We start from the raw sequence: 23,886 nt of genomic DNA on the forward strand, positions 1-23,886 counted from the left end.
CCTGAGCGGAGAGGATTAAATCACAGCAAAAAAAGAATGATAATGAAAACAATTATCATAAACTTAAAAAAGCAAAAAATAGCGCAAGCACGCCACTACGGACTGGAAAATGCTAATAACCAGCCGGCCCAGAAAAATATATTAAGAAAACATTAATTTTTTATTTTTATTACCGGCAGAAGAGGTACGTAGCGTCAACGCGATATAACCGGCCTTTGTCGGCAGGTATTGTGATAGCGATCATATTTTTATGATGCACCGTCATCGCGGAAGTTATCTCCCTTCTACGATCATAGAAAAGCCTTTACTGCCAGAGAGATGGTTCACTTTATGCACAAACACCATTGCATGCCCAACAAATGAAAGAGATAAAGCGACGAAACGCATGGATTGCCTTTTCCCTGGCGCTGGTGGTATTTCTGGCTGGCGTGTTCGTAATAAACTGGCAACTGTGGCATTCCGATCAGGCCTCGCATGTCGCCACCGCCCGTCAGGCGGCAAAGAAAATCGCCGTTATTCTGGATGAGGCCCGCGCAGCAACGATGACGGCGATGAACGTTAGCCGCGGCGGTTGCTCCGTGCAGGGCCAGTTTCAGCTCGGGACCGAGGCCGCCCTGCAGCCGCATCTGCGCACAATTGTGCTGGTAAAACAGGGCCAGGTGTGGTGCTCGTCGCTGCCGGGCAATCGGGTACTGATGCTCCATCCTGAGTCTTTACCCGATGAGCCACTGCAGCTGCTGCCCGCCAGAATGATGGTGAATAAGCGGCCAGTGCTGATCTATCACACTCGTTCGGCGCAGGTAAGAGTCATTGTCAGCATCAGCGATATCCATTTGCGCGATGCCTTGTATAGCGATGAGGATAACGGCGGGCTGGCACTTTTGGTTCAAAATCAAATGATTGCCAGATATGGCGATGTGAAGCCACTCAACGCTGGTCCGAACCAGGATATTTTTAGCTCACCAGACTATCCATTTCATATTGCCTATCCTGAGTCGCCTTTTTTTAGCCCCGGCCGCTTATTTCATAATGGGTCCGGGCTGCTGATTTTTATTTTCTCTGTTTCGTTGCTGTTTTATTTTCTGTTGCGCAAATACCTCAATGTCTATACCTCAGAAGAGGAGAGGCTGCGCTACGCCATCGCTCAGGGCGCTATCGTTCCCTACTATCAACCGCTGGTGAACGGCAAAACCGGAGAGATCTATGGCGTGGAAATCCTCGCCCGCTGGCCAAACACCACGGCGCAGTGGCGTTCGCCCGCTGAATTTATTCCGCTGGCCGAGCGTACTGGGTTGATTATCCCACTCACTTGTAGCCTGATGGCGCAGGTCGCCGCCCAGATGAGGCCGATCTTCAGTAAGCTGCCGGACGGGTTTCATATCGGCGTCAATATCAGCGCATCACATATCAACGCTCCGTCGTTTATCGATGACTGCCTGCACTTTCAGCGCGGCTTTGAGGGCACAGCGGTGAAGCTGATGCTGGAGATCACCGAACAGGAGCCGCTGTTGCTCAACGAGGCGGTTGTCGACAAGCTCAACGCGTTACACTCCTGCGGGTTTTCCATCGCGCTGGACGACTTTGGCACCGGCTATTCCGGGCTTTCCTATCTGCATGAGCTGGTTTTCGACTATATCAAAATCGATCAGAGTTTTGTCGGCCGGGTGACTGACGAGGCGCCGTCAAGCAAACTGCTGGACTGCGTGATAGAGATGGCGCGGACGCTGTCACTGCGCATCATTGCCGAGGGCGTCGAAACTCAGGCTCAGCTTGAGTATCTCAATCGCCAGAATATTCATCTGTTGCAGGGCTACTTTTTCTGGAAGCCGATGCCCTACGTCGCGCTGGTGATGCTTCTGCTGAGCAAACCAAAGGCGCGGATTATCGAAGAATGAACGGGCGATCGATAATCCGCGGCCTTCCAGGCCTGCCTGAGCGTCATTTCGCAGTCAACAGGTTCAGTGCATCCTGACGAGTCTCTTTAATCGAAAAGACGCGATCCATGCGGGTGAGCTTGAACAGGTTTTGGATTGTCCCATTGACCGAGCAGAGCACCAGCTCTCCCTGCCCACTGACGCTCTTGAGAATGGATACCAGGGCGCCCAGGCAGCTACTGTCTATGAAATCGACGTGGCTCAGGTCCAGCACCAGGTTTTTCGTCTGACCGTCAAGGGCCACAAGAACCTGCTGCTTAAACGCTGATGCGACGGAAGCATCCAGCCGGCGAACCAGGGGGACAATGACCTTGACGCCCTGCTCAGTATGTAATTCAACGTTCATGTTCATCCTCAATGTTGGCTGATAACCGTCGACGCGTCCCTGCTCTGTTCGGCATGTGTTCTCTTTAGCACCTGATACCCCAAATATCCCTGGCGTAGCCGCGGATGGTTCGGTCGCTGGAAAATTCCCCCATCCGGCAAATATTGAGCAAGGCCCGGCGGTGCCACTGATCCGGCTGTTCAAAATCGGCCATTGCCTGCCGTTGCACCAGACAATAACTGTCGAAATCCAGCAGATGGCAGTAATGATCGGCCCCTGTCAGCATCTGATGCAGTGGCGCAAACAGCTCGCGATCGGCTGAAAACAGCCCGGACACCAGGCTATCGACAACACGCGCGATAGCCGGGTTGTCATGATAGAACCCATGATGCCGCCCAAGGCGTCGGCTCTCTTCAATCTCTTCCGCCACCGCGCCAAACAGATAAAAATTCTCGCTCCCCACCGCCTCGCGGATTTCGATGTTCGCCCCATCATAGGTGCCAATAGTTAACGCCCCGTTCATGGCAAACTTCATATTGCTGGTGCCGGACGCCTCGGTGCCGGCGGTGGAAATTTGCTCAGAGAGATCCGTGGCGGGAATGATTTTTTCCGCCAGCGAGACTTTATAATCTTCGAGGAATACCACTTTAAGCTGCCCGGCAACCTGCGGGTCACTGTTAATTTTTCGGGCAACGGTATTAATCAACTGAATAATCAGCTTTGCCATCCGATAGCCTGGCGCCGCTTTACCCGCAAACAGATGCACCTTTGGCGCGATAGTACGCCCGTTCTCTTTGATATCCAGATACAGCGCGATCACGTGCAGAATATTGAGCAACTGGCGCTTGTATTCATGAATACGTTTGACCTGACAGTCAAACATCGCCAGCGGATCCAGCGCGATGCCGTAGCGTTGAGCCACCAGCTCGCTGAGTGCGGTTTTATTGGCAAATTTTATGCCCCGGATACGCTCAATCACGGCTGGCTCGCTGGCCAGATCCTCCAGGCGGGAAAGCAGGGGTAAATCAGTTGGCCACCCTTCCCCCAGTTGTTGCTGTAAAAATTCTGCCAGGCCCGGGTTAGCCTGCTGCACCCAACGACGCGGCGTGACGCCGTTGGTCTGATTAATGAATTTCTCCGGGGTCATAAAATAGAAGTCGGGCACCAACTGTTTTTTGACCAGTTCCGAATGCAGCCACGCTACTCCGTTGACGCGGTGGCTACCGACAATGGCCAGATTAGCCATGCGAATTTGCTTATCGTGATGCTCGTCAATTAAAGACAGTGAAGATAACAGATGAGGTTTATCCGGCCAGCGCCGGGCTACTTCTTCAAGGAAACGATGGTTAATCTCAAAGATAATCTGCAAATGACGCGGCAGTAGTTTCTCAAACAACGACACCGGCCAGGTCTCCAGCGCTTCCGGCATCAGCGTATGATTGGTATAGGCGCAGGTATTTTGCGTTATCTCCCACGCCTGCTCCCATGGCAGTCGGTATTCATCGACCAGGATCCGCATCAGCTCCACCACCGCTAATGCCGGATGGGTGTCATTAAGCTGTATAGCCACATGCTGCGCTAGCAAAGTAATGTCGTCATTAACCTCGGCATAGTCACGAAAAATATCCCGTAGCGTACAGGCCACCAAAAAATACTCCTGCGTCAGACGCAGCTCTTTTCCGGTCAGGACCTCATCGGAAGGATAGAGTATTTTTGAAATATTCTCCGAGGCGATTTTCTCACTTACTGCCTTAATATAATCCCCGCGATTAAAAATATGGATATTAAAGGAGTCAGAGGCCACCGCGCTGTAAAGGCGCAGCGTGTTAGTTGATGTATCCCGGTAGCCGGAAACAAAATAATCATGGGGAATACCGATGATGGTTTTCCAACCGAGCCACATCGGATTGTAGTTGCCATCAATATCTTCGCTGTGCTCAATATATCCCCCCAGCGGGATCAGAATTTGCTGAGCGTGATGCTCCACCAGCCATGGGGAATGCATGGAGTGCCAGTCATCAGGATGCTCGACCTGCTGATCGTTTTGAAAGGACTGGCGAAAAAGCCCATATTCGTATTTGATGCCATGCCCGGATGCAGCAATATCAAGGGTGGCCATCGAGTCGATAAAGCAAGCGGCTAAACGGCCTAACCCGCCGTTACCCAGCGCGGCGTCAGGCTCCTCGTCAAGGATCAGTTCAAGATCAAACCCCAGGTCATTGACCACCAGGCGCATCTCGTCCAGTAAATTCATATTCACCAGGTTATTACGCAGCGACTGGCCGAGTAAAAATTCCATCGACAGGTAGTAAACGCGCTTTTTTCGCTCTTCGCGCTGCCGCGCCTGGCTCGTCAGAAAATGGTCCTGCTGAAAATGACGAATGGCTAGCGCCACCGCGTTAAAAATATCGCCATTTGTCGCTTTATTTAAGCTAACACACAGCGTGTATTTTAATTTCTGTTCAACCAACGCCCGTAATGCTTTGATATCTTGCGGGTTAATGACAGGCATGCTGACCTCACTGGTCTCTGTTTCTGCGAAAGCACCATGGCAGGTAAATCATCGTTTTCCAAGTATAGACGAAGATATTTTGCACCAGGTTTTTTATTCCTGAGCACCATTTCCGTTTATAATGTGAGACTGAATAATTAAAATAACAACAATTTGAAATGGATTAATCGTCACATTTTCACCAGCGATAACGCTGCAGGCAGGGTGGGTTTGCGCAGTCGTGACGTGAAGATGACGCGCCGTCAGAACGGCCAGGGGAAAAGTAAAAAGGGGTTACCTTTCGGTAACCCCTTCTTTTATATGGCGGAAGCGCAGAGATTCGAACTCTGGAACCCTTTCGGGTCGCCGGTTTTCAAGACCGGTGCCTTCAACCGCTCGGCCACACTTCCGGTGTGAGGCGCACTATAAACACCTCGGCGGATGCTGTAAAGCACCATTTTGTTCAACTGCCTTAAAAACAAACAATTTTGTGTTATTCGTCTGAATTTCAGGCAGTTCGCGCAGAAAATCAGCGCCCGTCGCCGCTAGCGGATGGGTGTTTTTTAATGTACATGTCTTTGGTGTAGTAATACCCCAGCTTATCCGGCGTGAAGCCTCCCACCCAGGGTTTCACTAAATGGGTACGCACATAGTGATAGACCGGAATGGCGGGAACATCCTGCGCCAGCAGATCTTCCGCCTGTTGATAGTATTTGCCCCGGCTCGCCACGTCGGAGGCTTTCGCCGCATTGCGCAGCGCCTCATCGTAAGTCGGGTTGCTGTACTGACTGGTGTTCTCGCTATCCCCGGTACGGAAAGTGTTGAGGAAGGTGGCGGCATCGTCGTAGTCGGCGGTCCAGGCATAGCGGACAGCGTCAAAGTTATGCGTATGCATGGTATCCAGCATCGTCTTCCACTCCTGGTTCTGCAGCTTCACCTCGACGCCGAGGTTTTTCTTCCACATAGAGCTGGCGGCGATGGCGATACGCTGGTGCGACTCATAGGTGTTATACAGCAGGGTAAAGACCAATGGGTGACTGTCATCATACCCCGCCTGCGCCAGCAGTTTTTTCGCCTCGGCAATCCGCTTCTCGCGCGGCCAGCTGGCGTAATCCGGGTTGTGCAGCGTCACACCGCCGATATCCGGCTGGCTGATCACCCAGGCCGGGCGCTGCCCCTGGCCAAGTACTTTTCCGGCAATGATATCTTTATCAAGCGCCATATTCAGCGCGCGACGCACTCGGGCGTCGTTAAACGGCGGCCGGGTAGTATTGAATTCGTAGTAATAGGTCGCCAGCTGCGGCGAAACGTCCAGCTGGTCGCCCATGGTTTTCTGCAACTGCGCAAACTGATTGATCGGCACCGTATAAACAATATCGATCTCCCCCGCTTTGTAGCGGTTGACATCGGCAGCCTCGGAAGAGATGGGCAGGTAAGTCACTTTATTAATAACGGTGTGCGCATTATCCCAGTACTTCGCATTACGTTCAGCCACCAACCGCTCATTCACCACCCATTGGGTCAGCTTATACGGGCCGCTGGTAACGATATGCTCTGGGCGGGTCCATTTATCGGCAAAACGCTCCACCAGCACTTTGTCGATCGGTACCAGCGAAGGGTGCGCCAGCATCGCCAGGAAGGCGGCATTCGGCTGGTTCAGAGTGACCTGCAGCGTGGTGTCGTCCAGCGCTTTCACCCCCAGCGTCTCCGGTCCCTTTTGCCCCAGGGCAATTTCACGGGCGTTGGCGATATGCATATTGCCGGGATAGCTCGCATAGGGGGAGGCGGTGGTTGGCGAGACCAGCCGTTGCCAGCTCCAGACGATATCCTGCGCCGTGATGGCCGTGCCGTCGGACCAGGTCAGACCAGGGCGTAAATGGAAGGTCCATAACAGGTTGTCCTTGTTTTCCCAGCGTTCCGCCAGTCGGGGCTGGATCGCCCCCGCAGGCGTCACGCTGACCAGCCCTTCAAAGAGATCGCTAATGATGTTGAATTCAATGTCGCTCTCGACTTTATGCGGATCGAGTGAGGCAGGTTCACTGCCGTTATTTCTGACCAGTTCCTGCTTTTCTGCCAGCTGAGTCCCCGGCGGCACCTGCGCCGCCTGCGCCCCGCCGAACATTGCTATCATACTTACGGCCAGGAGCGTTCGCGTGATGTGATTGTTTTTATGTAATGTCATTTCCCTTTGCCTTTAACGTACGGAGTTATTCCCCCTTCCACACTTAGTCGCAGAATTTCAATAAAGCAATATTTTTCAGCAACCTATAAGATTTCGATCGGCTCACCGAAGCGAAACGCGAAAACATATCGCTTTTTCCAATCCATGTAGAATTTTATGCTTGTCAAACGCGGCAAAAACTAAGTAAAGATGGGTAAAAGCATTAGGGCTTCACGCTTGTTTTTCTTATTCTTTATCCCTAATTACATCTGTCATAAGAGAGTGACTCATGGATCGCATAATTACATCATCGCGTGACCGTTCCTCGCTGCTCAGCACGCACAAGGTTCTGCGTAACACTTACTTCCTGCTCAGCCTGACGCTGGCGTTTTCCGCCATCACCGCTACCGCCAGCACGGTGCTGATGCTGCCTTCCCCGGGGCTGATTTTGACCCTCGTGGGGATGTACGGTCTGATGTTCCTGACCTATAAAACGGCGAATAAGCCCACCGGGATTATTTCCGCCTTCGCCTTCACCGGCTTTCTCGGCTATATCCTTGGGCCGATGCTGAACGCGTACCTTTCTGCCGGCATGGGCGATTTAATCGGCCTGGCGCTGGGCGGTACGGCGCTGGTCTTCTTCTGCTGCTCGGCCTACGTGCTGACGACGCGCAAAGACATGTCTTTCCTCGGCGGTATGCTGATGGCCGGCGTCGTGGTGGTGCTGATTGGTATGGTCGCTAACCTGTTCCTGCAGCTGCCGGCGCTGCACCTGGCGATTAGCGCGGTGTTCATCCTGATCTCTTCGGGCGCCATCCTGTTCGAGACCAGCAACATCATCCGCGGTGGTGAAACCAACTACATTCGCGCCACGGTCAGCCTGTATGTCTCGCTGTACAACATCTTTGTCAGCCTGCTGAGCATCCTGGGCTTCGCCAGCCGGGACTAACCGCTCCCCTGCTACCAGAGGCCTCGCTTATGCGGGGCCTTTTTTTTTGCTACACTGCGGCCAGTTTCAGGCGGTATGTGAAAAATTATGTTTATTTTTGAAGGCAACGAAATTGAGACGGATAGCGAAGGCTATCTGAAGGATACTACCCAGTGGAGCGAGGCGATGGCCGACGTTATCGCCGCACAGGAAGGGATAACGCTCGCCGTTGAGCACTGGGAAGTGGTGCGCTTTGTGCGCGAGTTTTACCTTGAATTCAACACATCACCGGCGATCCGCATGCTGGTCAAGGCGATGGCCAACAAGTTTGGTGAAGAGAAAGGCAACAGCCGCTATCTCTATCGCCTGTTCCCGAAAGGCCCCGCCAAACAGGCGACCAAAATCGCCGGGCTGCCGAAGCCGGTGAAGTGCATCTAATAGAGGATCGCGAATTTGTCCCAGCTGCGGGTGGGTTGATGGGGTTCAGTCAACACCCGGTCAACCCGCGCGCTGCGCGGCCCGCCGGCTTTCAGCCAGGCGATGAGTTTCTCCACCTGCTCCGCCTCGCCGCAGGCAAGGACTTCTACGCCGCCGTCGTCCAGATTACGGGCATAGCCGGTCAACCCCAGCTGCAGCGCTTCCCGCTGCGTGGAATAGCGAAACCCTACGCCCTGAACGGAACCGTATACCCATGCCATGGTGCAGATACTGGCCATTAACCTCTCCTTTTGACTTACCCTTTACGCTGAGGATAGCAAATTCGCTCAGCGTACGTGCTTTGGTAGTAAACCATAGTGCTGGCGAAAGCGCGCGGTAAAGCGCGATCCCGACTGATATCCGCTGTTCTGCGCGATTTCGCCTATTGGCCGCGAGGTGGTCTGCAGCTGTCCCAGGGCGTGGGCCATCCGCACCTCCTCGACGATCTGGCGAAAACTCTGCGATTCCTGCTGCAGACGACGGCGCAGCGTGGACTCTCCGAGAAAGAGCATTTTCGCCACCCGCGACACGCTCCATGCCTGCGCCGGCGATAGCATGACCAGCTGCCGAACCTGCGCCGACAGATCCTGCTGCCGCTCGACGAGCAGCGGGCCGGCATACCCCGCCTCGTGGAGCGCCAGCAGCAGACCCATGGTCTGGTGCTGCTGCAAAGCAGTGGATAATCCTTCCCGCACCGCCTGCAGAACGCTTTGCCACATAAAAGCCAGCTCACTGGTCACCGGGGCGCAGAGCGAAGTCAGACGCCCCGGTGGTTTTTCGCTGAGATAGCGGGTCTTAAACGCCGTCAGCAGCTCAGGCGTCAGCGACAGCAGATCGGAGCAAAAGAGGCCGTTGTCCGGCTGGTTAATCACTTCCAGCTCAACGTCAGCCGGCAACACAATCAGCTGTTGCGGTGTCGCCAGCACACGGCTCTCCCCTTGCACAATCACTTTGCTGCCGCGTTTCACCCGACAGAGCGCCGGGGAAAACAGACGCACGCGGTGCAGCCTGCACAGCCGTCGGGTGGTAATCTCCGCGGCGGTCAGGGCGTTATGCTGAAAATGGATACTCTCCATCAGACCGACCTTTTGTTTTAGCGCCCGGCCGTCGCCGTCAATTGCGCGCTGGCGAGAGCATGGCTGTGTAACAGATACCCGACCAGCGCCCCGCTGGCCTCGGCATTCACCGGCAGCGTGGGGACATCCAGCGCCCACACCGTAAAACGGTAGCGGTGCGGTTTATCTCCCGCCGGCGGGCAGGCGCCGCCGAAGCCGGCATAGCCAAAATCATTGCGCCCCTGCACCGCTCCGTCCGGCAGTGTAGCGCTGTTTTTATCTCCCGCACCAGCGGGTAACGAAAAGACGCTGCTGGCGATATTGACCACCGTCCAGTGCCACCAGCCGCTGCCGGTAGGCGCATCAGGATCCCGGACGGTGACCGCGAAGCTGCGCGTCCCCGCTGGGGCATTTTTCCATGCCAGCTGCGGAGAGACATTGCCTCCGGTACAGCCGAAACCGGCAAACCAGTGCTGCTGGGCCAGCGCTTGCCCGTCATGCATATCATCGCTGCTTACGCTAAACGGCGCTGCCATCGCGCCACTGCTCACTGCCGCGACCATCGCCACGGTCATCCGCATTCCTGTTTTCATCGTCTTCTCCTCCTGGGGGTGAGAAGACAGGGTATGACAGTCCATGCACGGTGAATGTGCCGATGCGCCTGCGTTTTGTGCCGAAACGCTCACCTGCGCCTGCCGGAGGAAAGATGCTTGCGTGCGCCAGGTGTGCTAATCTACGCGCCATTTTTCGGTGCCGACATTCCCGTTGCTTAAAGGTAGCTCCATGACAGATTCCCTATTCCCCCGCTTAGTGTTAGCCAAAGGACGCGAGAAATCCCTGCTGCGTCGCCATCCGTGGATTTTCTCCGGCGGCGTCGCCCGTATGGAAGGTAAAGCCCGCAGCGGTGAAACCATCGATATCGTTGACCATCAGGGAAAATGGCTGGCCCGCGGCGCTTACTCGCCCTCGTCACAGATCCGTGCCCGCGTGTGGACATTCGACCGCAACGAAGCCATCGATAACGCCTTCTTTGAACGCCGCCTGCAGCAAGCGCAAACCTGGCGTGCCTGGCTAGCCGAGCGCGATGGCCTCGACAGCTACCGTCTGATCGCCGGCGAGTCTGATGGGCTGCCGGGCGTGACGATCGACCGCTTTGGCAACTTTTTCGTGCTGCAGCTCCTCAGCGCAGGCGCCGAATACCAGCGCGCCGCCATCATCAGCGCCCTGCAGACCCTGTTCCCGGACTGCGCCATTTACGACCGCAGCGATGTCGCGGTGCGTAAAAAAGAGGGTCTGGAGCTGGCCCAGGGGCCGGTGGTGGGAGAACTGCCGCCAGCGCTGCTGCCGATTACCGAGCACGGTATGAAGCTGTTGGTTGATATTCAGGGCGGGCACAAAACCGGCTACTACCTCGACCAGCGCGACAGTCGCCTGGCGACCCGTCGCTACGTGGCGGACAAACGGGTGTTGAACTGCTTCTCCTACACCGGCGGCTTTGCGGTGTCGGCGCTGATGGGCGGCTGCCGCAAGGTCACCAGCGTGGATACCTCGCAGGAGGCGCTCGACGTTGCGCGCCAGAACGTGGAGCTCAACGGACTGGATCTGTCCAAAGCGGAGTTTGTACGCGACGACGTGTTCAAACTGCTGCGTAAGTACCGGGATCAGGGAGAGAAATTCGACGTCATCGTGATGGATCCGCCGAAGTTCGTGGAAAACAAAAGCCAGCTTATGGGCGCCTGCCGCGGCTATAAAGACATCAATATGCTGGCGATCCAGCTGCTGAACCCCGGCGGCGTGCTGCTGACCTTCTCCTGTTCCGGCCTGATGACCACCGATTTATTTCAGAAAATCATCGCGGATGCCGCAATTGATGCCGGGCGTGATGTACAATTTATAGAACAGTTCCGTCAGGCTGCAGACCACCCGGTGATCGCAACCTACCCGGAAGGGCTGTATCTGAAGGGGTTTGCCTGTCGCGTCATGTAACTTGAAAAACGAAACATGAGCCTCATATAGGGAGTATTCATGTTTCCCAGGAGGTGCCTATGATAGCCAGCAAATTCGGTATCGGCCAACAGGTCCGCCATACGCTCTTGGGCTACCTGGGCGTCATCGTCGATGTCGATCCCGAGTACTCGCTCGCGGAGCCGGAAGAGGATGAAATTGCCGCTAATGACGAACTGCGTGCGGCGCCCTGGTACCATGTAGTGATGGAAGATGATGACGGTCAGCCGATCCACACCTATCTGGCTGAAGCGCAGCTGAGCAGCGAACTCCGCGACGAACACCCGGAGCAGCCGTCCCTCGACGAGCTGGCCAAAACGATTCGCCAGCAGCTGCAGGCTCCGCGCCTTCGCAACTAAACAAAACCCCGCCTGGCGGGGTTTTTGTTATTTTGCTAATCCCAGTCTCGGCAGCTCTATGGCCGGGCAGCGATCCATCACCACGTTTAACCCGGCTTCTCTGGCCAGCACTGCGGCCTGCTCATTGATCACTCCCAGCTGCAGCCACAGCGTTTTCGCGCCGATAGCAATCGCCTCCTGCGCCACGCCCCATGCCGCTTCTGAATTACGGAAGACATCAACCATGTCGACCTTTTCCGGAACATCGGCAAGCGTTCCATATCCCTGCTGCCCCAGCAGCGTCTTGCCCGCCACCTTCGGCGAAACCGGGATAACGTGATACCCCTGATCCAGCAGATACTTCATGACCCGGTAGCTCGGACGGTCAGGTTTGTCGCTGGCTCCGACCAGCGCAATCGTCCGTGTCGAGGTCAGGATGTCAGCAATATCATTCTCTTTCATGGTTTCCTCCTGCTATTTCACCTAAGTGTATGCTAATCCGCAGCAGGGGGCCATCCAGGCTAACCCACAGATCCAGCAAAATTTTCATCCGCGATGCTTGCAGCGACAGCCACATTCAGTAATCTGTCAACAGGTCAAAATGTGGAATGAAAATATGGAACTGACAACACGTACCCTGCCCGCGCAAAAACATATCGCGCTGGTGGCTCACGATCACTGCAAAGATATGCTGATGAAATGGGTTGCTCGCCATCAGGCGCTGCTGGCGCAACATGTTTTGTACGCCACCGGCACTACCGGCAACCTGGTCTCCCGGGCTACCGGGCTGGAGGTCAATGCCATGCTGAGCGGCCCGATGGGCGGCGACCAGCAGGTGGGCGCTCTCATTTCAGAAGGCAAAATCGACGTGCTGATCTTCTTCTGGGATCCGCTGAACGCGGTTCCTCACGACCCGGATGTCAAAGCCTTGCTGCGCCTGGCTACGGTCTGGAACATTCCGGTCGCCACTAACGTCTCCACCGCTGACTTTATTATCCAGTCGCCGCACTTCGCTCAACCGCTCGATATTCTGATCCCGGATTATCCACGCTATCTTGCCGAGCGCCTGAAATAATCGAGCCGCGATTACGGCTTCCTGGCCACAGGCACATCCAGCGCCTGCAGGATCTCAACAAACGGCGACGGTTGCGCCTTGTTAAATAACAGCCACACCCGGTGACGGGCGCGGGTTATGGCCACGTACAGCAGTCGACGCTCCTCCGCATCCGGAAAATCTTCCGGCTGCGGCAGGAGCGCCTCCTCGATGATCGACTCGCGCGCCGGGGCCGGAAACGCATCCACGCCCTCCTGCAGTCCCAGCACAATGACATAGTCGGCCTGCTGACCTTTGCTGGCATGAATGGTCATAAAATCAAGCTGCAGGTGCGGCCAGCGCGTCGCCGCCTTATCGAGCGCCTCGGGCTTAAGATGGTGATAGCGGGCAAGCAGCAGGATCCGCTGCTCGGGCTTAACGTAACCGCTCAGCTTATCCAGAAGATCGTCCAGCTTATCGTCGGCTAACAGCGTGACGGCCTTTTTATCTCCCGCCGTCAGGCTATTCAGCGGTTTGCTTAACTGATGCGGATTCTGCTGGATAAAACCATTGGCTATTTCGCCGATTCGCCCGTTAAAGCGATAGGTGGTATCCAGCGCACAGCAGTCCCCTTCGCCAAAGTAGTGGTTGAACGCGGTGGTCAGGGAGAGCTGCGCCCCGCTGAACCGATAAATCGCCTGCCAGTCATCGCCAACGGCAAAGAGCGTAGTTTGGCTATTTTGCCGGCGTAGCGCGGCCAGCAGCGAGGCTCGCTGCGGCGAAATATCCTGAAATTCATCCACCAGAATGTGTTTCCACGGGCTGACAAAGCGGCCTTTATCGAGAATATTGACCGCCTGATGGATCAGGCCGGAAAAATCGACCGCATTCTCCGCCTTCAGCGCCGCCTTCCACTCTTTCAGTAGCGGCGACATCAGCTTCACCCGTTTACTGAACAGATCGCGTACCGTTTCCGGCGCGCCGGCGATCATCTCCGCCTGGGAGCCGCCGTGCATGCGCATCAGGCTGATCCAGCGGTCAAGCCGGCTGGCCATCCGCCGCTGCACTTTTTTATCCTGCCAGAAGTCCCCCTCCGGCAGTTGCCAGCCCATCTCCTCTTCCAGCCACAGACGCCAGCCTTTCGCCTGCGCTTTTTTCTCATGGCACTGCTTTTGCCAGCTTTTCAGCAGCAATGCGTGACGGGCCGCAGTATCGCTTTCCAGCTTACTGATGGTGGGCACTTTTTTGCTGCCCTGCTGGATAATATGCAGCGCCAGCGAGTGGAAGGTGCGGGCGGTAATATCGTCTGAAGCCAGACGCTCGCGGATCCGCTCATCCATCTCCTGCGCCGCCTGGCGGCCGAACGCCAGCAGCAGTATTTGCTCTGCCGCCGCTTCTCCCCGCGCCAGCAGCCAGCCCGCTCGCGCCACCAGCACCGAAGTTTTACCGCTGCCCGCTCCCGCCAGCACCAGCAGGGAGCGCTCGCCGTTCACCACCGCTCGCGCCTGCGACGGATTGAGCGGGGAGGATTCCACGCCGTCAAAAAAGCCGCGATACTGTTCCAGCATCGCCTCGGTAAAGGCCTGGTTATGGGCCTGACGCGCCGCTTCAATATCCCCTAACCAGCGCTGACACTCCCGCCACAGTTCCCGGCAGTTATCAAAGGCGTCAAGCCGGCTGGTGGGCATCGGCAGCCCGGTTAACGCTTGGCGAATATTATCCTGAACGTCCGCTACCTGCTGACGCGTCAGCCACTTACCTTCTGCCCGGGTTCGTTCGATGGCTGCCAGCTGCTGCTTCAGCACCCCCGCGGCGATATCGCTCATTTCCGTGCTCCACTGCTGCCAGAGCGTATGCAAATGGTGATAAAAGCGCTGCGTTTCGCTCCATTCGGTACCGTGCAAACGCACGACTTTATCGTCCGGCAGCACAAACTCCAGTTCGCCCCAGACCAGACCGCGCTTACAATGCACTGACAATAACTGATTGAAAGGGATAAGATACTCATGACGATCGCCGGAAACCTTTACCCCGGCGTTCAGTAACTGCACCCTGTCATAAGGATGCTGAGCCATGCGTTTGCCCAATGTTGTCGCTTTAAGTTCCATATAATGTCGATTTTCAATCAGGGTGGATTGTTTTTCAGTTTAACCGCCCCGGACCAGGTGCTCCAGCGCAAAAAAACGTTACAATTGTCAGGTCTTCTTATCCACAGGGCAAAACCGAGGGTTTATGCGTACCATTCTGAATATTCTGAACTTTATTCTTGGCGGTTTCGCCACCACTTTAGGCTGGCTGCTCGCCACCCTGGTCAGCATTATGCTGATCGTCACGCTGCCGCTGACTCGTTCCTGCTGGGAAATCACTCGCCTTTCGTTATTCCCCTACGGTAACGAGGCGATTCATGTTGATGAGCTCGAGCCTGGTCGACAAAACAGTCTGCTGAACGCCGGCGGCACCATCCTGAACATTTTGTGGTTTATTTTTTTCGGCTGGTGGTTGTGCCTGATGCATATTTTCAGCGGCATCGCCCAGTGCCTGACTATCATAGGCATCCCGGTGGGGATCGCTAATTTTAAAATCGCCGCCATCGCCCTCTGGCCAGTGGGGCGCCGGGTCGTCTCTGTGGAAACCGCGCGCGCCGCGCGTGAAGCCAATGCGCGTCGTCGCTTTCAGTAACCGAACGGAACACGGACATGATTAGCCCCCTGCTACGCCGCTACACCTGGAACAGCGCCTGGCTTTATAACGTACGCATTTTTATCGCGCTCTGCGGCACGACGCTGTTTCCCTGGTGGATCGGCGAAGTCAAACTGACCATCCCCCTCACCCTCGGCGTCGTGGCCGCGGCGCTGACCGACCTTGACGACCGTCTGGCGGGCCGTCTGCGCAACCTCGCCATTACTCTGGTTTGCTTTTTCATCGCCTCCGCCTCTGTGGAGCTGCTGTTTCCGTGGCCGCCGCTGTTTGCCCTTGGTCTGACCGTGTCTACGATCGGCTTTATTTTGCTCGGCGGCCTCGGCCAGCGCTATGCGACCATTGCCTTCGGCGCCCTGCTTATCGCCATCTACACCATGCTTGGCGTTACGCTGTACGATCACTGGTATCTGCAGCCGTTGTTCCTGCTGGCGGGTGCCGTGTGGTACAACCTGCTGACGCTGTCCGGCCACCTGATCTTTCCGATTCGTCCACTGCAGGACAACCTGGCGCGTAGCTATGAGCAACTGGCCCGCTATCTGGAGCTCAAATCACGGCTGTTTGATCCAGACCTTGAGGATGAGAGCCAGGCGCCGCTGTACGATCTGGCCCTCGCCAACGGCCAGCTGGTGGCGACCCTTAACCAAACCAAGGTTTCACTGTTGACCCGTCTACGAGGCGACCGTGGGCAGCGCGGTACTCGTCGCACGCTGCAGTATTACTTTGTGGCCCAGGATATTCATGAACGCGCCAGCTCATCGCATATCCAATATCAGACCCTGCGCGATCAATTCCGCTACAGCGATGTGATGTTCCGTTTCCAGCGCATGCTGTCGATGCAGGCGCAGGCCTGTCAGAAACTCTCGCGGGCGATTCTGCTGCGCGAACCCTATCAGCATGATGCCCATTTCGAACGGGCGTTTATGCATCTCGATGCAGCACTCGAGCGCGTGCGCGCCGGCGGCGCATCCGACGAGCAGCTCAACGCCCTCGGCTATTTACTCAATAACCTGCGCGCCATTGATGCGCAGCTGGCCACGATTGAATCGGTGCAAACCACCGCGCCCGCCGGGAGTAATACCGAGACGCTGCTGGCCGACGACAGGCTCGGCGGGCTGAACGATATCTGGCTGCGCCTGCAGCGCAATATGTCGCCAGAGTCAGCCCTCTTTCGCCACGCGGTGCGTATGTCGCTGGTGCTTTGCGCCGGCTACGCTTTTATCCAGTTTACCGGGCTTCAGCATGGCTACTGGATCCTGCTGACCAGCTTGTTCGTCTGTCAGCCGAACTATAACGCCACCCGCCATCGCCTGGCGTTGCGGATCATCGGCACCCTGGTCGGGGTGGCGATCGGCCTGCCGGTCCTCCTGCTGGTACCGTCGGTTGAAGGACAGCTGCTGCTGATCGTTCTCACCGGCGTGCTGTTCTTTGCCTTCCGTAACGTGCAGTACGCCCATGCCACGATGTTTATTACGCTGCTGGTGCTGCTGTGCTTTAACCTGCTTGGCGAAGGTTTTGAAGTCGCCCTGCCGCGCATCATTGATACGCTGATCGGCTGCGCCATCGCCTGGGCGGCGGTGAGCTTCATCTGGCCGGACTGGAAATTCCGCAACCTGCCACGGGTGTTGGATCGCGCGATGAACGCGAACTGCCGTTATCTGGATGCCATCCTGGAGCAGTACCACCAGGGCCGCGACAACCGGCTGGCCTACCGTGTCGCACGCCGTGACGCCTACAACCGCGATGCTGAGCTGGCTTCCGTCGTCTCGAACTTGTCGACGGAACCACGGGCGGATGCCGCCCAGCGCGAGACCGCCTTTCGCCTGCTGTGTCTCAATCATACCTTCACCAGCTACATCTCCGCCCTCGGCGCGCATCGGGAAAAACTGTCCACGCCGGACATCCTCGCCCTGCTGGATGATGCGGTCTGCTATGTGGATGATGCCTTACATCATACCCCAGCGGATGAACAGCGAGTGCAGAAGGCGTTGGCCAGCCTGCAAGACCGGATCCACCATCTGGAGCCGCGCGCGGACAGTAAAGAGCCCCTTGTGTTACAGCAGATTGGCCTGCTGCTGGCGCTGTTGCCTGAAATCTGCCGCCTGCAGCAGCGGGTACACGCTCAAACGGAATAACCGTTGTTCACTAGCGGGCAGCCGCCCATTCCAGAAGCTCCTGACGCCGTGGCGTCGGGAGCGCGGCGGCATGGACGCCAACGATAGCCCCCTCCAGCGCCAGCAAGACGTTGTGTGATAGGGAAGCATTGTTCTCACGCAGCTTTAGCCAGGCCTGGCGGGCGCCCACCTGCCGTAGTGCTAACACGTCTGGTATGCCCGAGTGAATCAGCTGCAATTCCATATGAAAGCTGATATTAGGTAAATCCTTCAGGCGTGCCGACGACCGGCGGCGACATTTTTCACGCTGGGCGCTCTGCCACGACATCAGCGATAAGCGGAAAAGCTGTTTCTCATCGCGCCACAAGGCATCGTCAATTTGATAATACTTTAGCGGCACGATGCGCCCATGTCGGCGCAGCATCAATAAAGGATTATGGTGTTCTACCCGATAGGCAGCGCTCTGCTCGCAGGCTTTCAGATAAATATTTCCCTCTGCCACCATCGCAAACACGGTATCTTCGATAGCCAGGCTGTAGCCGCCAAACAGGGGGCGAGAGTGAAGTTGACCCAGCGGTGAGACGCAGGCCTGAAATTGCGGGAGCCGCGGACATACAAGTTTTTTCATGATCATTCCTTTGTGAATCATGTAATTAAACTTAAGTTGTTAACGGATCCGCTAAGAGAAAACATAAGGGACTTCCCTGACAGCAGCAAGATGATTTTTGCCTGCTTTTCCACCAGAGTGCGGTTTTGCGAGACGCTTTCAGAAAATTGCAGCTGTTGCTGCAACTGGAAGACAGGAGAGAAAGGATTAGCCGGCGTTAAGGATAGTGTTGAGGTCAGCCGCAAAGCCGGACAGTCAGGGTGGCTGAAAGTGATTAAATTTCCATCAGCAAAATGACAAATTGCGGTTGATCTTTTCCCCTGGTGGATATACTGTATATGCATACAGTAACTACAGGCGGGATAGACTATGTTTACTTCAGCTCACGCAAACCGTTCAGCACAGGCTTCTGCTCCGGCAGGCCACTACGCTCATCGTTCTGGCGAACAGGCCGCCAATGGGCTGATCAGTGAAATTGTCTATCGTGAAGATCAACCCATGATGACACAGTTGTTGTTGCTACCTTTATTACAGCAGCTGGGTCAACAGTCTCGCTGGCAGCTGTGGCTTACGCCGCAACAAAAGCTAAGCCGCGAGTGGGTTCAGTCTGCCGGTCTGCCGCTGTCTAAAGTCATGCAAATTAGCCAGCTCTCTCCTTGCCATACCGTAGACTCTATGATCCGCGCCCTGCGCACCGGTAATTATAGTGTGGTTATCTGCTGGCTGGCGGAGGAGTTAACCGCTGACGAACATGAGCGTCTGGTCAATGCCGCCCAGGAAGGCTGCGCAATGGGGTTCATCATGCGCCCGGTCCGAAATCAGGGCACGCTCGGCAGACAACTCAGCGGGCTAAAAATTCACTCAAATTTGTATCATTGAGTGAAATTAGGATTATTCCTGGAATTTTTTTTACCGGTGGTAAAGGCGTTGTGTTTTTTAGGGTCTTTTTCGCGGAATGCCTGCCACACGGGGATTTGTGCCTTTTTTTCGTGTACGAAAATCAACCATATTTGTTAAATATTGTGTACACAACCCTTTTTTTTCATATGCCTGACAGAGTTCACACTTGTAAGTTTTGAACTAAGTTGTAGACTTTACATCGCCAGGGGTGATCGGCTTACGCTGCATGTATCAGCATAGTTAACAACAAGTCACGCCCCCGGTGAAGGATTTAACCGTGAGGTCTTTTGTAACTTCATGGCGAATTTTGGATGATAATGAGGCGCAAAAAATGAAAAAGACAGCTATCGCGATTGCAGTGGCACTGGCTGGCTTCGCTACCGTAGCGCAGGCCGCTCCGAAAGATAACACCTGGTATGCAGGTGGTAAACTGGGTTGGTCCCAGTATCACGACACCGGTTTCTACGGTAACGGTTTCCAGAACAACAATGGTCCGACCCGTAACGATCAGCTTGGTGCTGGTGCGTTCGGTGGTTACCAGGTTAACCCGTACCTCGGTTTCGAAATGGGTTATGACTGGCTGGGCCGTATGGCATATAAAGGCAGCGTTGATAACGGTGCTTTCAAAGCTCAGGGCGTTCAGCTGACCGCTAAACTGGGTTACCCGATCACTGACGATCTGGATATCTACACCCGTCTGGGCGGCATGGTTTGGCGCGCTGACTCCAAAGGCAACTACGCTTCCACCGGCGTTTCCCGTAGCGAACACGACACTGGCGTATCCCCAGTATTTGCTGGCGGCGTAGAGTGGGCTGTTACTCGTGACATCGCTACCCGTCTGGAATACCAGTGGGTTAACAACATCGGCGACGCTGGCACTGTTGGTACCCGTCCTGATAACGGCATGCTGAGCCTGGGTGTTTCCTACCGTTTCGGTCAGGAAGATGCTGCACCGGTTGTAGCTCCGGCTCCGGCTCCGGCTCCGGAAGTGGCTACCAAGCACTTCACCCTGAAGTCTGACGTACTGTTCAACTTCAACAAAGCGACCCTGAAACCGGAAGGTCAGCAGGCTCTGGATCAGCTGTACACTCAGCTGAGCAACATGGATCCGAAAGACGGTTCCGCAGTTGTTATGGGCTTCACCGACCGTATCGGTTCCGAAGCTTACAACCAGCAGCTGTCTGAGAAACGTGCTCAGTCCGTTGTTGACTACCTGGTTGCTAAAGGCATCCCGGCTGGCAAAATCTCCGCTCGCGGCATGGGTAAATCCAATCCGGTTACTGGCAACACCTGTGACAACGTGAAAGCTCGCGCTGCCCTGATCGACTGCCTGGCTCCGGATCGTCGTGTAGAGATCGAAGTTAAAGGCTACAAAGAAGTTGTAACTCAGCCTGCGGCTTAAGTTATCACTGATGAAAAAACCCGCTTCGGCGGGTTTTTTTATGCCTTCTCGCTCGCTTTAGCGGCTGAGGGCTGATAGCTGATAGCTGATAGCTGATAGCTAAAGACCGTGAGCGATGGATTTGTGCATTGTCGACCGTGCGCTGCGACCTGCGCCTTAGCAACCGCTGATCGGGCATGCCGGTTACTCTTTACCCAGCAGTACCTGCAGATCGTGCTTCAGGCTCGACATTTTACTGGCATATTTCTCTTTATGCTCAGCATCCTCAATCAGCTGGACAATGGTTTCGGACAAGGTTTTCCCCCGCCGCTGCGCCAGACCGGCAAGGCGCTGCCAGACGACAAACTCAAGGTCGATTGACTTCTTACGCGTATGCTGATGCTCGGCGTTAAAATGGCGTTTCCGTCGCGCGCGGATAGTCTGCTTCATGCGGTTCATCAGCGCCGGATTCATATGCTGCTCAATCCAGGCATGCACCAGCACAGGTTCATTCTCGAGCGTCAGCAAGTCATCTACCGCAGCTTGCGCAGCGCTGGCCTCAATGTAGCGGGTAATCAGCTCACCTTCCCGGTGCTTCTTTACCAGATATTTCCATTTCCAGCCGCTTTCAAGATTTTCCAGTTGTTGATATTTCATTGCGATCTCAATGTGACCGTGTAACTCATTTCAGGATATCAGTTTTTTCCTGATGTGCTGAATATAAATCATTATTCGTGATGTGGATGGCCGGGTAATCATCGGGGTACTAATAATCCTCCGTGTGCTCTGACGCGGCATCAGGTATAATTGCGCGCTTTACATCTAACTAAAAAACAGCGACTTTGACCATTACGAAACTGACCCGAACCGACCTTGCGCCTGATCTGGAACCTTACCAGGCGCTGTTTGCTCAAGCTGAACTCTCTCATCCGGCCCCCTCCCTCTCGGGCGATCTGCAGCCGCGTTTGTTCTATGCGCTTGAGCAGCTGCTGTGCACCCCGGCAGTCTCCTCCTTCATGCTGGTGAAAGCCCCTGAGGAGCCGGAATATCTGCAATGGCTGGCGGCTGAAACTCGTACGCTGCACGAACCTGCCGCACCGCTTCACGGAGTCCGCTATGAGGTTAACGGCGCTCACGTGACGCTCGCGCCGGCGCAACGCGCTGAAGATAATTTTGCCAGTACCGCTCCGGTCGTGGCGGCCGATTGGCTGGAGGCGGAACAGCTGTTTGGCTGCGTACGCCAGTTTAACGGTGAAATCACACTTCAGCCTGGCCTGGTCCATCAGGCCAACGGCGGCGTGCTGGTGCTTTCACTACGCACACTACTGGCACAACCGCTACTGTGGGTGCGCCTGAAAAATATGGTGACCCGTCAACGCTTTGACTGGCTCTCCATCGATGAATCACGGCCGCTGCCGGTCAGCATCCCTTCCATGCCGCTGAGCCTGAAAGTCATGCTGGTGGGCGAACGCGAATCTCTGGCCGATTTCCAGGAAATGGAGCCAGAGCTCTCTGCCCAGGCCATCTATAGTGAGTATGAAGACACCCTGCAGTTTGCAGACGCCGATACGCTGAAGGCCTGGTGCCAGTGGGTATGGCAGAATGCACAGCAGCTGGAACTACCGGGCCTGGCGAGCGATGCCTGGCCACTGCTGATCGATGAAGGGACGCGCTACACCGGCGACCAGGAGACCCTGCCGCTCAGCCCGCTATGGATAGCCCGCCAGCTGCGTGAGTCTGCCGCCTTCTGCGAAGGCGAAGAGATTACCGGCGAAGCGATGCAGACGATGCTGGCGCGTCGTGAGTGGCGTGAGGGCTACCTGGCGGAGCGTATGCAGGAGGAAATCCTGCAGGAACAGATCCTGATTGAAACCGAAGGCGAATGCGTCGGGCAGATTAACGCCCTCTCGGTCATTGAATTCCCCGGTCATCCACGCGCCTTCGGCGAACCTTCGCGCATCAGCTGCGTCGTGCACATTGGCGACGGCGAGTTTATCGACGTCGAGCGTAAAGCCGAGCTGGGCGGCAACATTCATGCGAAAGGCATGATGATCATGCAGGCTTTTCTGATGTCCGAGCTGGAGCTGGAGCAACAACTCCCCTTCTCCGCTTCGCTGACCTTTGAGCAGTCCTACAGTGAAGTGGATGGCGACAGCGCCTCCATGGCTGAACTCTGCGCCTTAATCAGCGCTCTGGCCAACGTGCCGATTAATCAAAGCATCGCGATCACCGGCTCTGTCGACCAGTTTGGTCGTGTGCAGCCGGTCGGTGGTCTGAACGAGAAAATTGAAGGCTTCTTCACTATCTGCCAGCAGCGCGGTTTAACCGGCAAACAGGGAGTGATTATCCCTGCCGCCAACGTTCGCCATCTTAGCCTGAGCCACGAGCTACGTCAGGCCGTTGCCGACAACCAGTTTGCTATCTGGGCAATAGACGATATTAGCGAAGCGCTGCCGATGTTGACCCAGCTGATGTGGGACGGTGAAGGACAGACGCTGCGACAAACCATTCAGGAGCGGATAGCGCAGGCGACCCAGCAGGAGACTCGCCATCGTTTTCCGTGGCCGCTACGCTGGTTAGGTGGGACAAGTTCTAACTGATCGGACTTGTTCAGCTTACACGTGTTAGCTATCCTGCGTCCCGAACTTAAAATAAGGCTTACTGAAAACATGGTAGATAAACGCGAATCCTATACAAAAGAAGATCTTCTTGCCTCTGGTCGTGGTGAACTGTTCGGCGCGAAAGGCCCGCAGTTGCCGGCGCCAAACATGCTGATGATGGACCGCGTCATCAAAATGACCGAAACCGGTGGTAACTACGACAAAGGTTATGTTGAGGCCGAACTCGACATCAACCCGGACCTGTGGTTCTTCGGTTGCCACTTTATCGGCGATCCGGTGATGCCGGGCTGCCTGGGCCTGGATGCCATGTGGCAGCTGGTGGGTTTCTATCTCGGCTGGCTCGGTGGCGAAGGCAAAGGCCGCGCGCTGGGCGTTGGCGAAGTGAAATTCACGGGTCAGGTTCTGCCGACCGCGAAAAAAGTGACCTACCGCATCCACTTCAAGCGCATCGTTAACCGTCGTCTGATTATGGGCCTTGCGGATGGTGAAGTGCTGGTTGACGATCGCCTTATCTACACCGCAAGCGATCTGAAAGTGGGTCTGTTCCAGGATACTTCCGCTTTCTGATAACGTTCAGCAGCGATTAAAAGGCGAAGCCCCCGCTATGCGGAGGCTTCTTTTTTAAAGAGACAGTGTCAGGCCGTTAGTACCCTGTCCTCCATGGCTTCTCGCCAGCCTCCCAGCCACCATGAGCGTTGATTCAGGCTCTGGTATGGACACATTTCTTTCGATCTTCCTGCGATACCCGCCTGATATCCGCGTTGATGTGCCCGTTCCAGGCGATCTCGTTTTTGTCTCTTCATGCCTCGTTTCCCTCATT

Annotated in this window: 22 protein-coding genes, 1 tRNA gene and 2 pseudogenes; 13 read left to right on the forward strand and 12 right to left on the reverse strand. The window is 55.6% G+C overall.

The genetic code is table 11. The features are described from left to right. Nucleotides 1-359: 359 nt before the first annotated feature. Both MKS11_RS10220 and MKS11_RS10225 read left to right on the forward strand, forming a co-directional pair. A pseudogene (locus MKS11_RS10220) lies at nt 360-971 on the forward strand (CSS-motif domain-containing protein); the annotation flags it as partial. A gap of 162 nt (nt 972-1,133) precedes the next feature. Beyond that, nucleotides 1,134-1,895, forward strand: a pseudogene (locus MKS11_RS10225) (EAL domain-containing protein); the annotation flags it as partial. Between the two features lie 43 nt (nt 1,896-1,938). On the opposite strand, the gene MKS11_RS10230 reads toward MKS11_RS10225, so the two are convergent. From MKS11_RS10230 to MKS11_RS10245, 4 genes are all read right to left on the reverse strand, one after another. Further along, nucleotides 1,939-2,280: an STAS domain-containing protein gene (locus MKS11_RS10230; RefSeq protein ID WP_048295782.1), complete on the reverse strand. Its 342-nt coding sequence runs from the start codon at nt 2,278-2,280 to the stop codon at nt 1,939-1,941. Nucleotides 2,281-2,344: 64 nt separating this feature from the next. Beyond that, complete coding sequence (locus MKS11_RS10235; RefSeq protein WP_101865449.1) at nt 2,345-4,771, reverse strand: glycogen/starch/alpha-glucan phosphorylase; 2,427 nt, start codon at nt 4,769-4,771, stop codon at nt 2,345-2,347. A gap of 301 nt (nt 4,772-5,072) precedes the next feature. Continuing rightward, a tRNA-Ser gene (locus MKS11_RS10240) sits at nt 5,073-5,160 on the reverse strand. A 119-nt stretch (nt 5,161-5,279) separates the two neighbouring features. Then, nucleotides 5,280-6,932, reverse strand: a complete 1,653-nt coding sequence (locus tag MKS11_RS10245; protein WP_048294450.1) for an ABC transporter substrate-binding protein — start codon at nt 6,930-6,932, stop codon at nt 5,280-5,282. A 268-nt stretch (nt 6,933-7,200) separates the two neighbouring features. On the opposite strand from MKS11_RS10245, the gene yccA reads away from it, so the two are divergent. Then, complete coding sequence (gene yccA, locus MKS11_RS10250) at nt 7,201-7,860, forward strand: FtsH protease modulator YccA (RefSeq protein WP_002898458.1); 660 nt, start codon at nt 7,201-7,203, stop codon at nt 7,858-7,860. Between the two features lie 87 nt (nt 7,861-7,947). Continuing rightward, entirely contained in the window at nt 7,948-8,277 is a 330-nt protein-coding gene (tusE, locus tag MKS11_RS10255) for a sulfurtransferase TusE (RefSeq protein WP_004201447.1), read from the forward strand. Here tusE and yccX read toward each other — a convergent pair. The 3 genes from yccX to MKS11_RS10270 are packed head-to-tail and all read right to left on the reverse strand — an operon-like array spanning nt 8,274 to nt 9,964. Continuing rightward, on the reverse strand, nt 8,274-8,555 hold the full coding sequence (gene yccX / locus MKS11_RS10260; protein WP_004201446.1) for an acylphosphatase: 282 nt from the start codon (nt 8,553-8,555) through the stop codon (nt 8,274-8,276). The two genes, tusE and yccX, sit on opposite strands and share 4 nt — an antisense overlap. Before the next feature lie 48 nt (nt 8,556-8,603). After that, entirely contained in the window at nt 8,604-9,392 is a 789-nt protein-coding gene (locus MKS11_RS10265) for an AraC family transcriptional regulator (protein ID WP_004201445.1), read from the reverse strand. 17 nt (nt 9,393-9,409) lie between these two features. Then, the gene (locus tag MKS11_RS10270; RefSeq protein WP_017899466.1) at nt 9,410-9,964 is read right to left on the reverse strand and encodes a YbhB/YbcL family Raf kinase inhibitor-like protein; all 555 of its coding nucleotides are present in this window, start codon (nt 9,962-9,964) and stop codon (nt 9,410-9,412) included. A gap of 190 nt (nt 9,965-10,154) precedes the next feature. On the opposite strand from MKS11_RS10270, the gene rlmI reads away from it, so the two are divergent. Together rlmI and hspQ are read left to right on the forward strand one after the other, a co-directional pair. Continuing rightward, on the forward strand, nt 10,155-11,357 hold the full coding sequence (gene rlmI / locus MKS11_RS10275; protein WP_017899465.1) for a 23S rRNA (cytosine(1962)-C(5))-methyltransferase RlmI: 1,203 nt from the start codon (nt 10,155-10,157) through the stop codon (nt 11,355-11,357). Nucleotides 11,358-11,416: 59 nt separating this feature from the next. After that, nucleotides 11,417-11,734, forward strand: a complete 318-nt coding sequence (gene hspQ / locus MKS11_RS10280; protein WP_017899464.1) for a heat shock protein HspQ — start codon at nt 11,417-11,419, stop codon at nt 11,732-11,734. 27 nt (nt 11,735-11,761) lie between these two features. On the opposite strand, the gene MKS11_RS10285 is transcribed toward hspQ, so the two are convergent. Next, nucleotides 11,762-12,175 (reverse strand): CoA-binding protein, encoded by a 414-nt coding sequence (locus tag MKS11_RS10285; protein WP_004201441.1) that lies wholly within the window; start codon nt 12,173-12,175, stop codon nt 11,762-11,764. 154 nt (nt 12,176-12,329) lie between these two features. Here MKS11_RS10285 and mgsA point away from each other — a divergent pair, with 154 nt between their 5' ends. After that, entirely contained in the window at nt 12,330-12,788 is a 459-nt protein-coding gene (gene mgsA / locus MKS11_RS10290) for a methylglyoxal synthase (protein WP_004201439.1), read from the forward strand. Between the two features lie 11 nt (nt 12,789-12,799). On the opposite strand, the gene helD is transcribed toward mgsA, so the two are convergent. Further along, nucleotides 12,800-14,854: a DNA helicase IV gene (gene helD, locus MKS11_RS10295; RefSeq protein ID WP_087771555.1), complete on the reverse strand. Its 2,055-nt coding sequence runs from the start codon at nt 14,852-14,854 to the stop codon at nt 12,800-12,802. Nucleotides 14,855-14,978: 124 nt separating this feature from the next. Between helD and MKS11_RS10300 the strand changes: the two genes are divergently transcribed. Next, nucleotides 14,979-15,425 carry a YccF domain-containing protein gene (locus tag MKS11_RS10300; RefSeq protein ID WP_004201437.1) on the forward strand — a complete coding sequence of 149 codons (447 nt, stop codon included), beginning with the start codon at nt 14,979-14,981 and terminating at the stop codon, nt 15,423-15,425. A 17-nt stretch (nt 15,426-15,442) separates the two neighbouring features. Beyond that, nucleotides 15,443-17,578, forward strand: coding sequence for a YccS family putative transporter (yccS, locus tag MKS11_RS10305; RefSeq protein ID WP_004201435.1), 2,136 nt, complete (start codon nt 15,443-15,445; stop codon nt 17,576-17,578). Between the two features lie 10 nt (nt 17,579-17,588). Here yccS and MKS11_RS10310 read toward each other — a convergent pair whose 3' ends face one another. Beyond that, nucleotides 17,589-18,185, reverse strand: coding sequence for a TfoX/Sxy family DNA transformation protein (locus tag MKS11_RS10310; protein WP_048323585.1), 597 nt, complete (start codon nt 18,183-18,185; stop codon nt 17,589-17,591). Nucleotides 18,186-18,533: 348 nt separating this feature from the next. On the opposite strand from MKS11_RS10310, the gene sulA reads away from it, so the two are divergent. Beyond that, complete coding sequence (gene sulA / locus MKS11_RS10315; RefSeq protein ID WP_017899460.1) at nt 18,534-19,043, forward strand: SOS-induced cell division inhibitor SulA; 510 nt, start codon at nt 18,534-18,536, stop codon at nt 19,041-19,043. A gap of 352 nt (nt 19,044-19,395) precedes the next feature. Next, a complete protein-coding gene (gene ompA, locus MKS11_RS10320; protein WP_004201430.1) occupies nt 19,396-20,466 on the forward strand; it encodes a porin OmpA in 1,071 nt (356 codons plus the stop codon). A gap of 183 nt (nt 20,467-20,649) precedes the next feature. Here ompA and matP read toward each other — a convergent pair whose 3' ends face one another. Then, nucleotides 20,650-21,102: a macrodomain Ter protein MatP gene (matP, locus tag MKS11_RS10325; protein WP_002898404.1), complete on the reverse strand. Its 453-nt coding sequence runs from the start codon at nt 21,100-21,102 to the stop codon at nt 20,650-20,652. Between the two features lie 185 nt (nt 21,103-21,287). Between matP and MKS11_RS10330 the strand changes: the two genes are divergently transcribed. Further along, complete coding sequence (locus MKS11_RS10330) at nt 21,288-23,045, forward strand: Lon protease family protein (protein WP_087771558.1); 1,758 nt, start codon at nt 21,288-21,290, stop codon at nt 23,043-23,045. A gap of 69 nt (nt 23,046-23,114) precedes the next feature. Continuing rightward, nucleotides 23,115-23,633 (forward strand): bifunctional 3-hydroxydecanoyl-ACP dehydratase/trans-2-decenoyl-ACP isomerase, encoded by a 519-nt coding sequence (gene fabA / locus MKS11_RS10335; RefSeq protein ID WP_004201428.1) that lies wholly within the window; start codon nt 23,115-23,117, stop codon nt 23,631-23,633. A 68-nt stretch (nt 23,634-23,701) separates the two neighbouring features. On the opposite strand, the gene rmf is transcribed toward fabA, so the two are convergent. Beyond that, nucleotides 23,702-23,869 (reverse strand): ribosome modulation factor, encoded by a 168-nt coding sequence (gene rmf / locus MKS11_RS10340; protein WP_002898396.1) that lies wholly within the window; start codon nt 23,867-23,869, stop codon nt 23,702-23,704. Between the last annotated feature and the right edge of the window lie 17 nt (nt 23,870-23,886).

The sequence above is a fragment of the Klebsiella sp. K5-45 genome, assembly GCF_030128605.1.
GTDB lineage: Bacteria > Pseudomonadota > Gammaproteobacteria > Enterobacterales > Enterobacteriaceae > Klebsiella > Klebsiella quasipneumoniae.

Bases quoted from the DNA above. Each gene is read 5' to 3' on its own strand.
- MKS11_RS10230 (WP_048295782.1), bottom strand. From the start codon at position 2,280: ATGAACGTTGAATTACATACTGAGCAGGGCGTCAAGGTCATTGTCCCC.
- MKS11_RS10235 (WP_101865449.1), bottom strand. From the start codon at position 4,771: ATGCCTGTCATTAACCCGCAAGATATCAAAGCATTACGGGCGTTGGTT.
- MKS11_RS10245 (WP_048294450.1), bottom strand. From the start codon at position 6,932: ATGACATTACATAAAAACAATCACATCACGCGAACGCTCCTGGCCGTA.
- yccA (WP_002898458.1), top strand. From the start codon at position 7,201: ATGGATCGCATAATTACATCATCGCGTGACCGTTCCTCGCTGCTCAGC.
- tusE (WP_004201447.1), top strand. From the start codon at position 7,948: ATGTTTATTTTTGAAGGCAACGAAATTGAGACGGATAGCGAAGGCTAT.
- yccX (WP_004201446.1), bottom strand. From the start codon at position 8,555: ATGGCCAGTATCTGCACCATGGCATGGGTATACGGTTCCGTTCAGGGC.
- MKS11_RS10265 (WP_004201445.1), bottom strand. From the start codon at position 9,392: ATGGAGAGTATCCATTTTCAGCATAACGCCCTGACCGCCGCGGAGATT.
- MKS11_RS10270 (WP_017899466.1), bottom strand. From the start codon at position 9,964: ATGAAAACAGGAATGCGGATGACCGTGGCGATGGTCGCGGCAGTGAGC.
- rlmI (WP_017899465.1), top strand. From the start codon at position 10,155: ATGACAGATTCCCTATTCCCCCGCTTAGTGTTAGCCAAAGGACGCGAG.
- hspQ (WP_017899464.1), top strand. From the start codon at position 11,417: ATGATAGCCAGCAAATTCGGTATCGGCCAACAGGTCCGCCATACGCTC.
- MKS11_RS10285 (WP_004201441.1), bottom strand. From the start codon at position 12,175: ATGAAAGAGAATGATATTGCTGACATCCTGACCTCGACACGGACGATT.
- mgsA (WP_004201439.1), top strand. From the start codon at position 12,330: ATGGAACTGACAACACGTACCCTGCCCGCGCAAAAACATATCGCGCTG.
- helD (WP_087771555.1), bottom strand. From the start codon at position 14,854: ATGGAACTTAAAGCGACAACATTGGGCAAACGCATGGCTCAGCATCCT.
- MKS11_RS10300 (WP_004201437.1), top strand. From the start codon at position 14,979: ATGCGTACCATTCTGAATATTCTGAACTTTATTCTTGGCGGTTTCGCC.
- yccS (WP_004201435.1), top strand. From the start codon at position 15,443: ATGATTAGCCCCCTGCTACGCCGCTACACCTGGAACAGCGCCTGGCTT.
- MKS11_RS10310 (WP_048323585.1), bottom strand. From the start codon at position 18,185: ATGAAAAAACTTGTATGTCCGCGGCTCCCGCAATTTCAGGCCTGCGTC.
- sulA (WP_017899460.1), top strand. From the start codon at position 18,534: ATGTTTACTTCAGCTCACGCAAACCGTTCAGCACAGGCTTCTGCTCCG.
- ompA (WP_004201430.1), top strand. From the start codon at position 19,396: ATGAAAAAGACAGCTATCGCGATTGCAGTGGCACTGGCTGGCTTCGCT.
- matP (WP_002898404.1), bottom strand. From the start codon at position 21,102: ATGAAATATCAACAACTGGAAAATCTTGAAAGCGGCTGGAAATGGAAA.
- fabA (WP_004201428.1), top strand. From the start codon at position 23,115: ATGGTAGATAAACGCGAATCCTATACAAAAGAAGATCTTCTTGCCTCT.
- rmf (WP_002898396.1), bottom strand. From the start codon at position 23,869: ATGAAGAGACAAAAACGAGATCGCCTGGAACGGGCACATCAACGCGGA.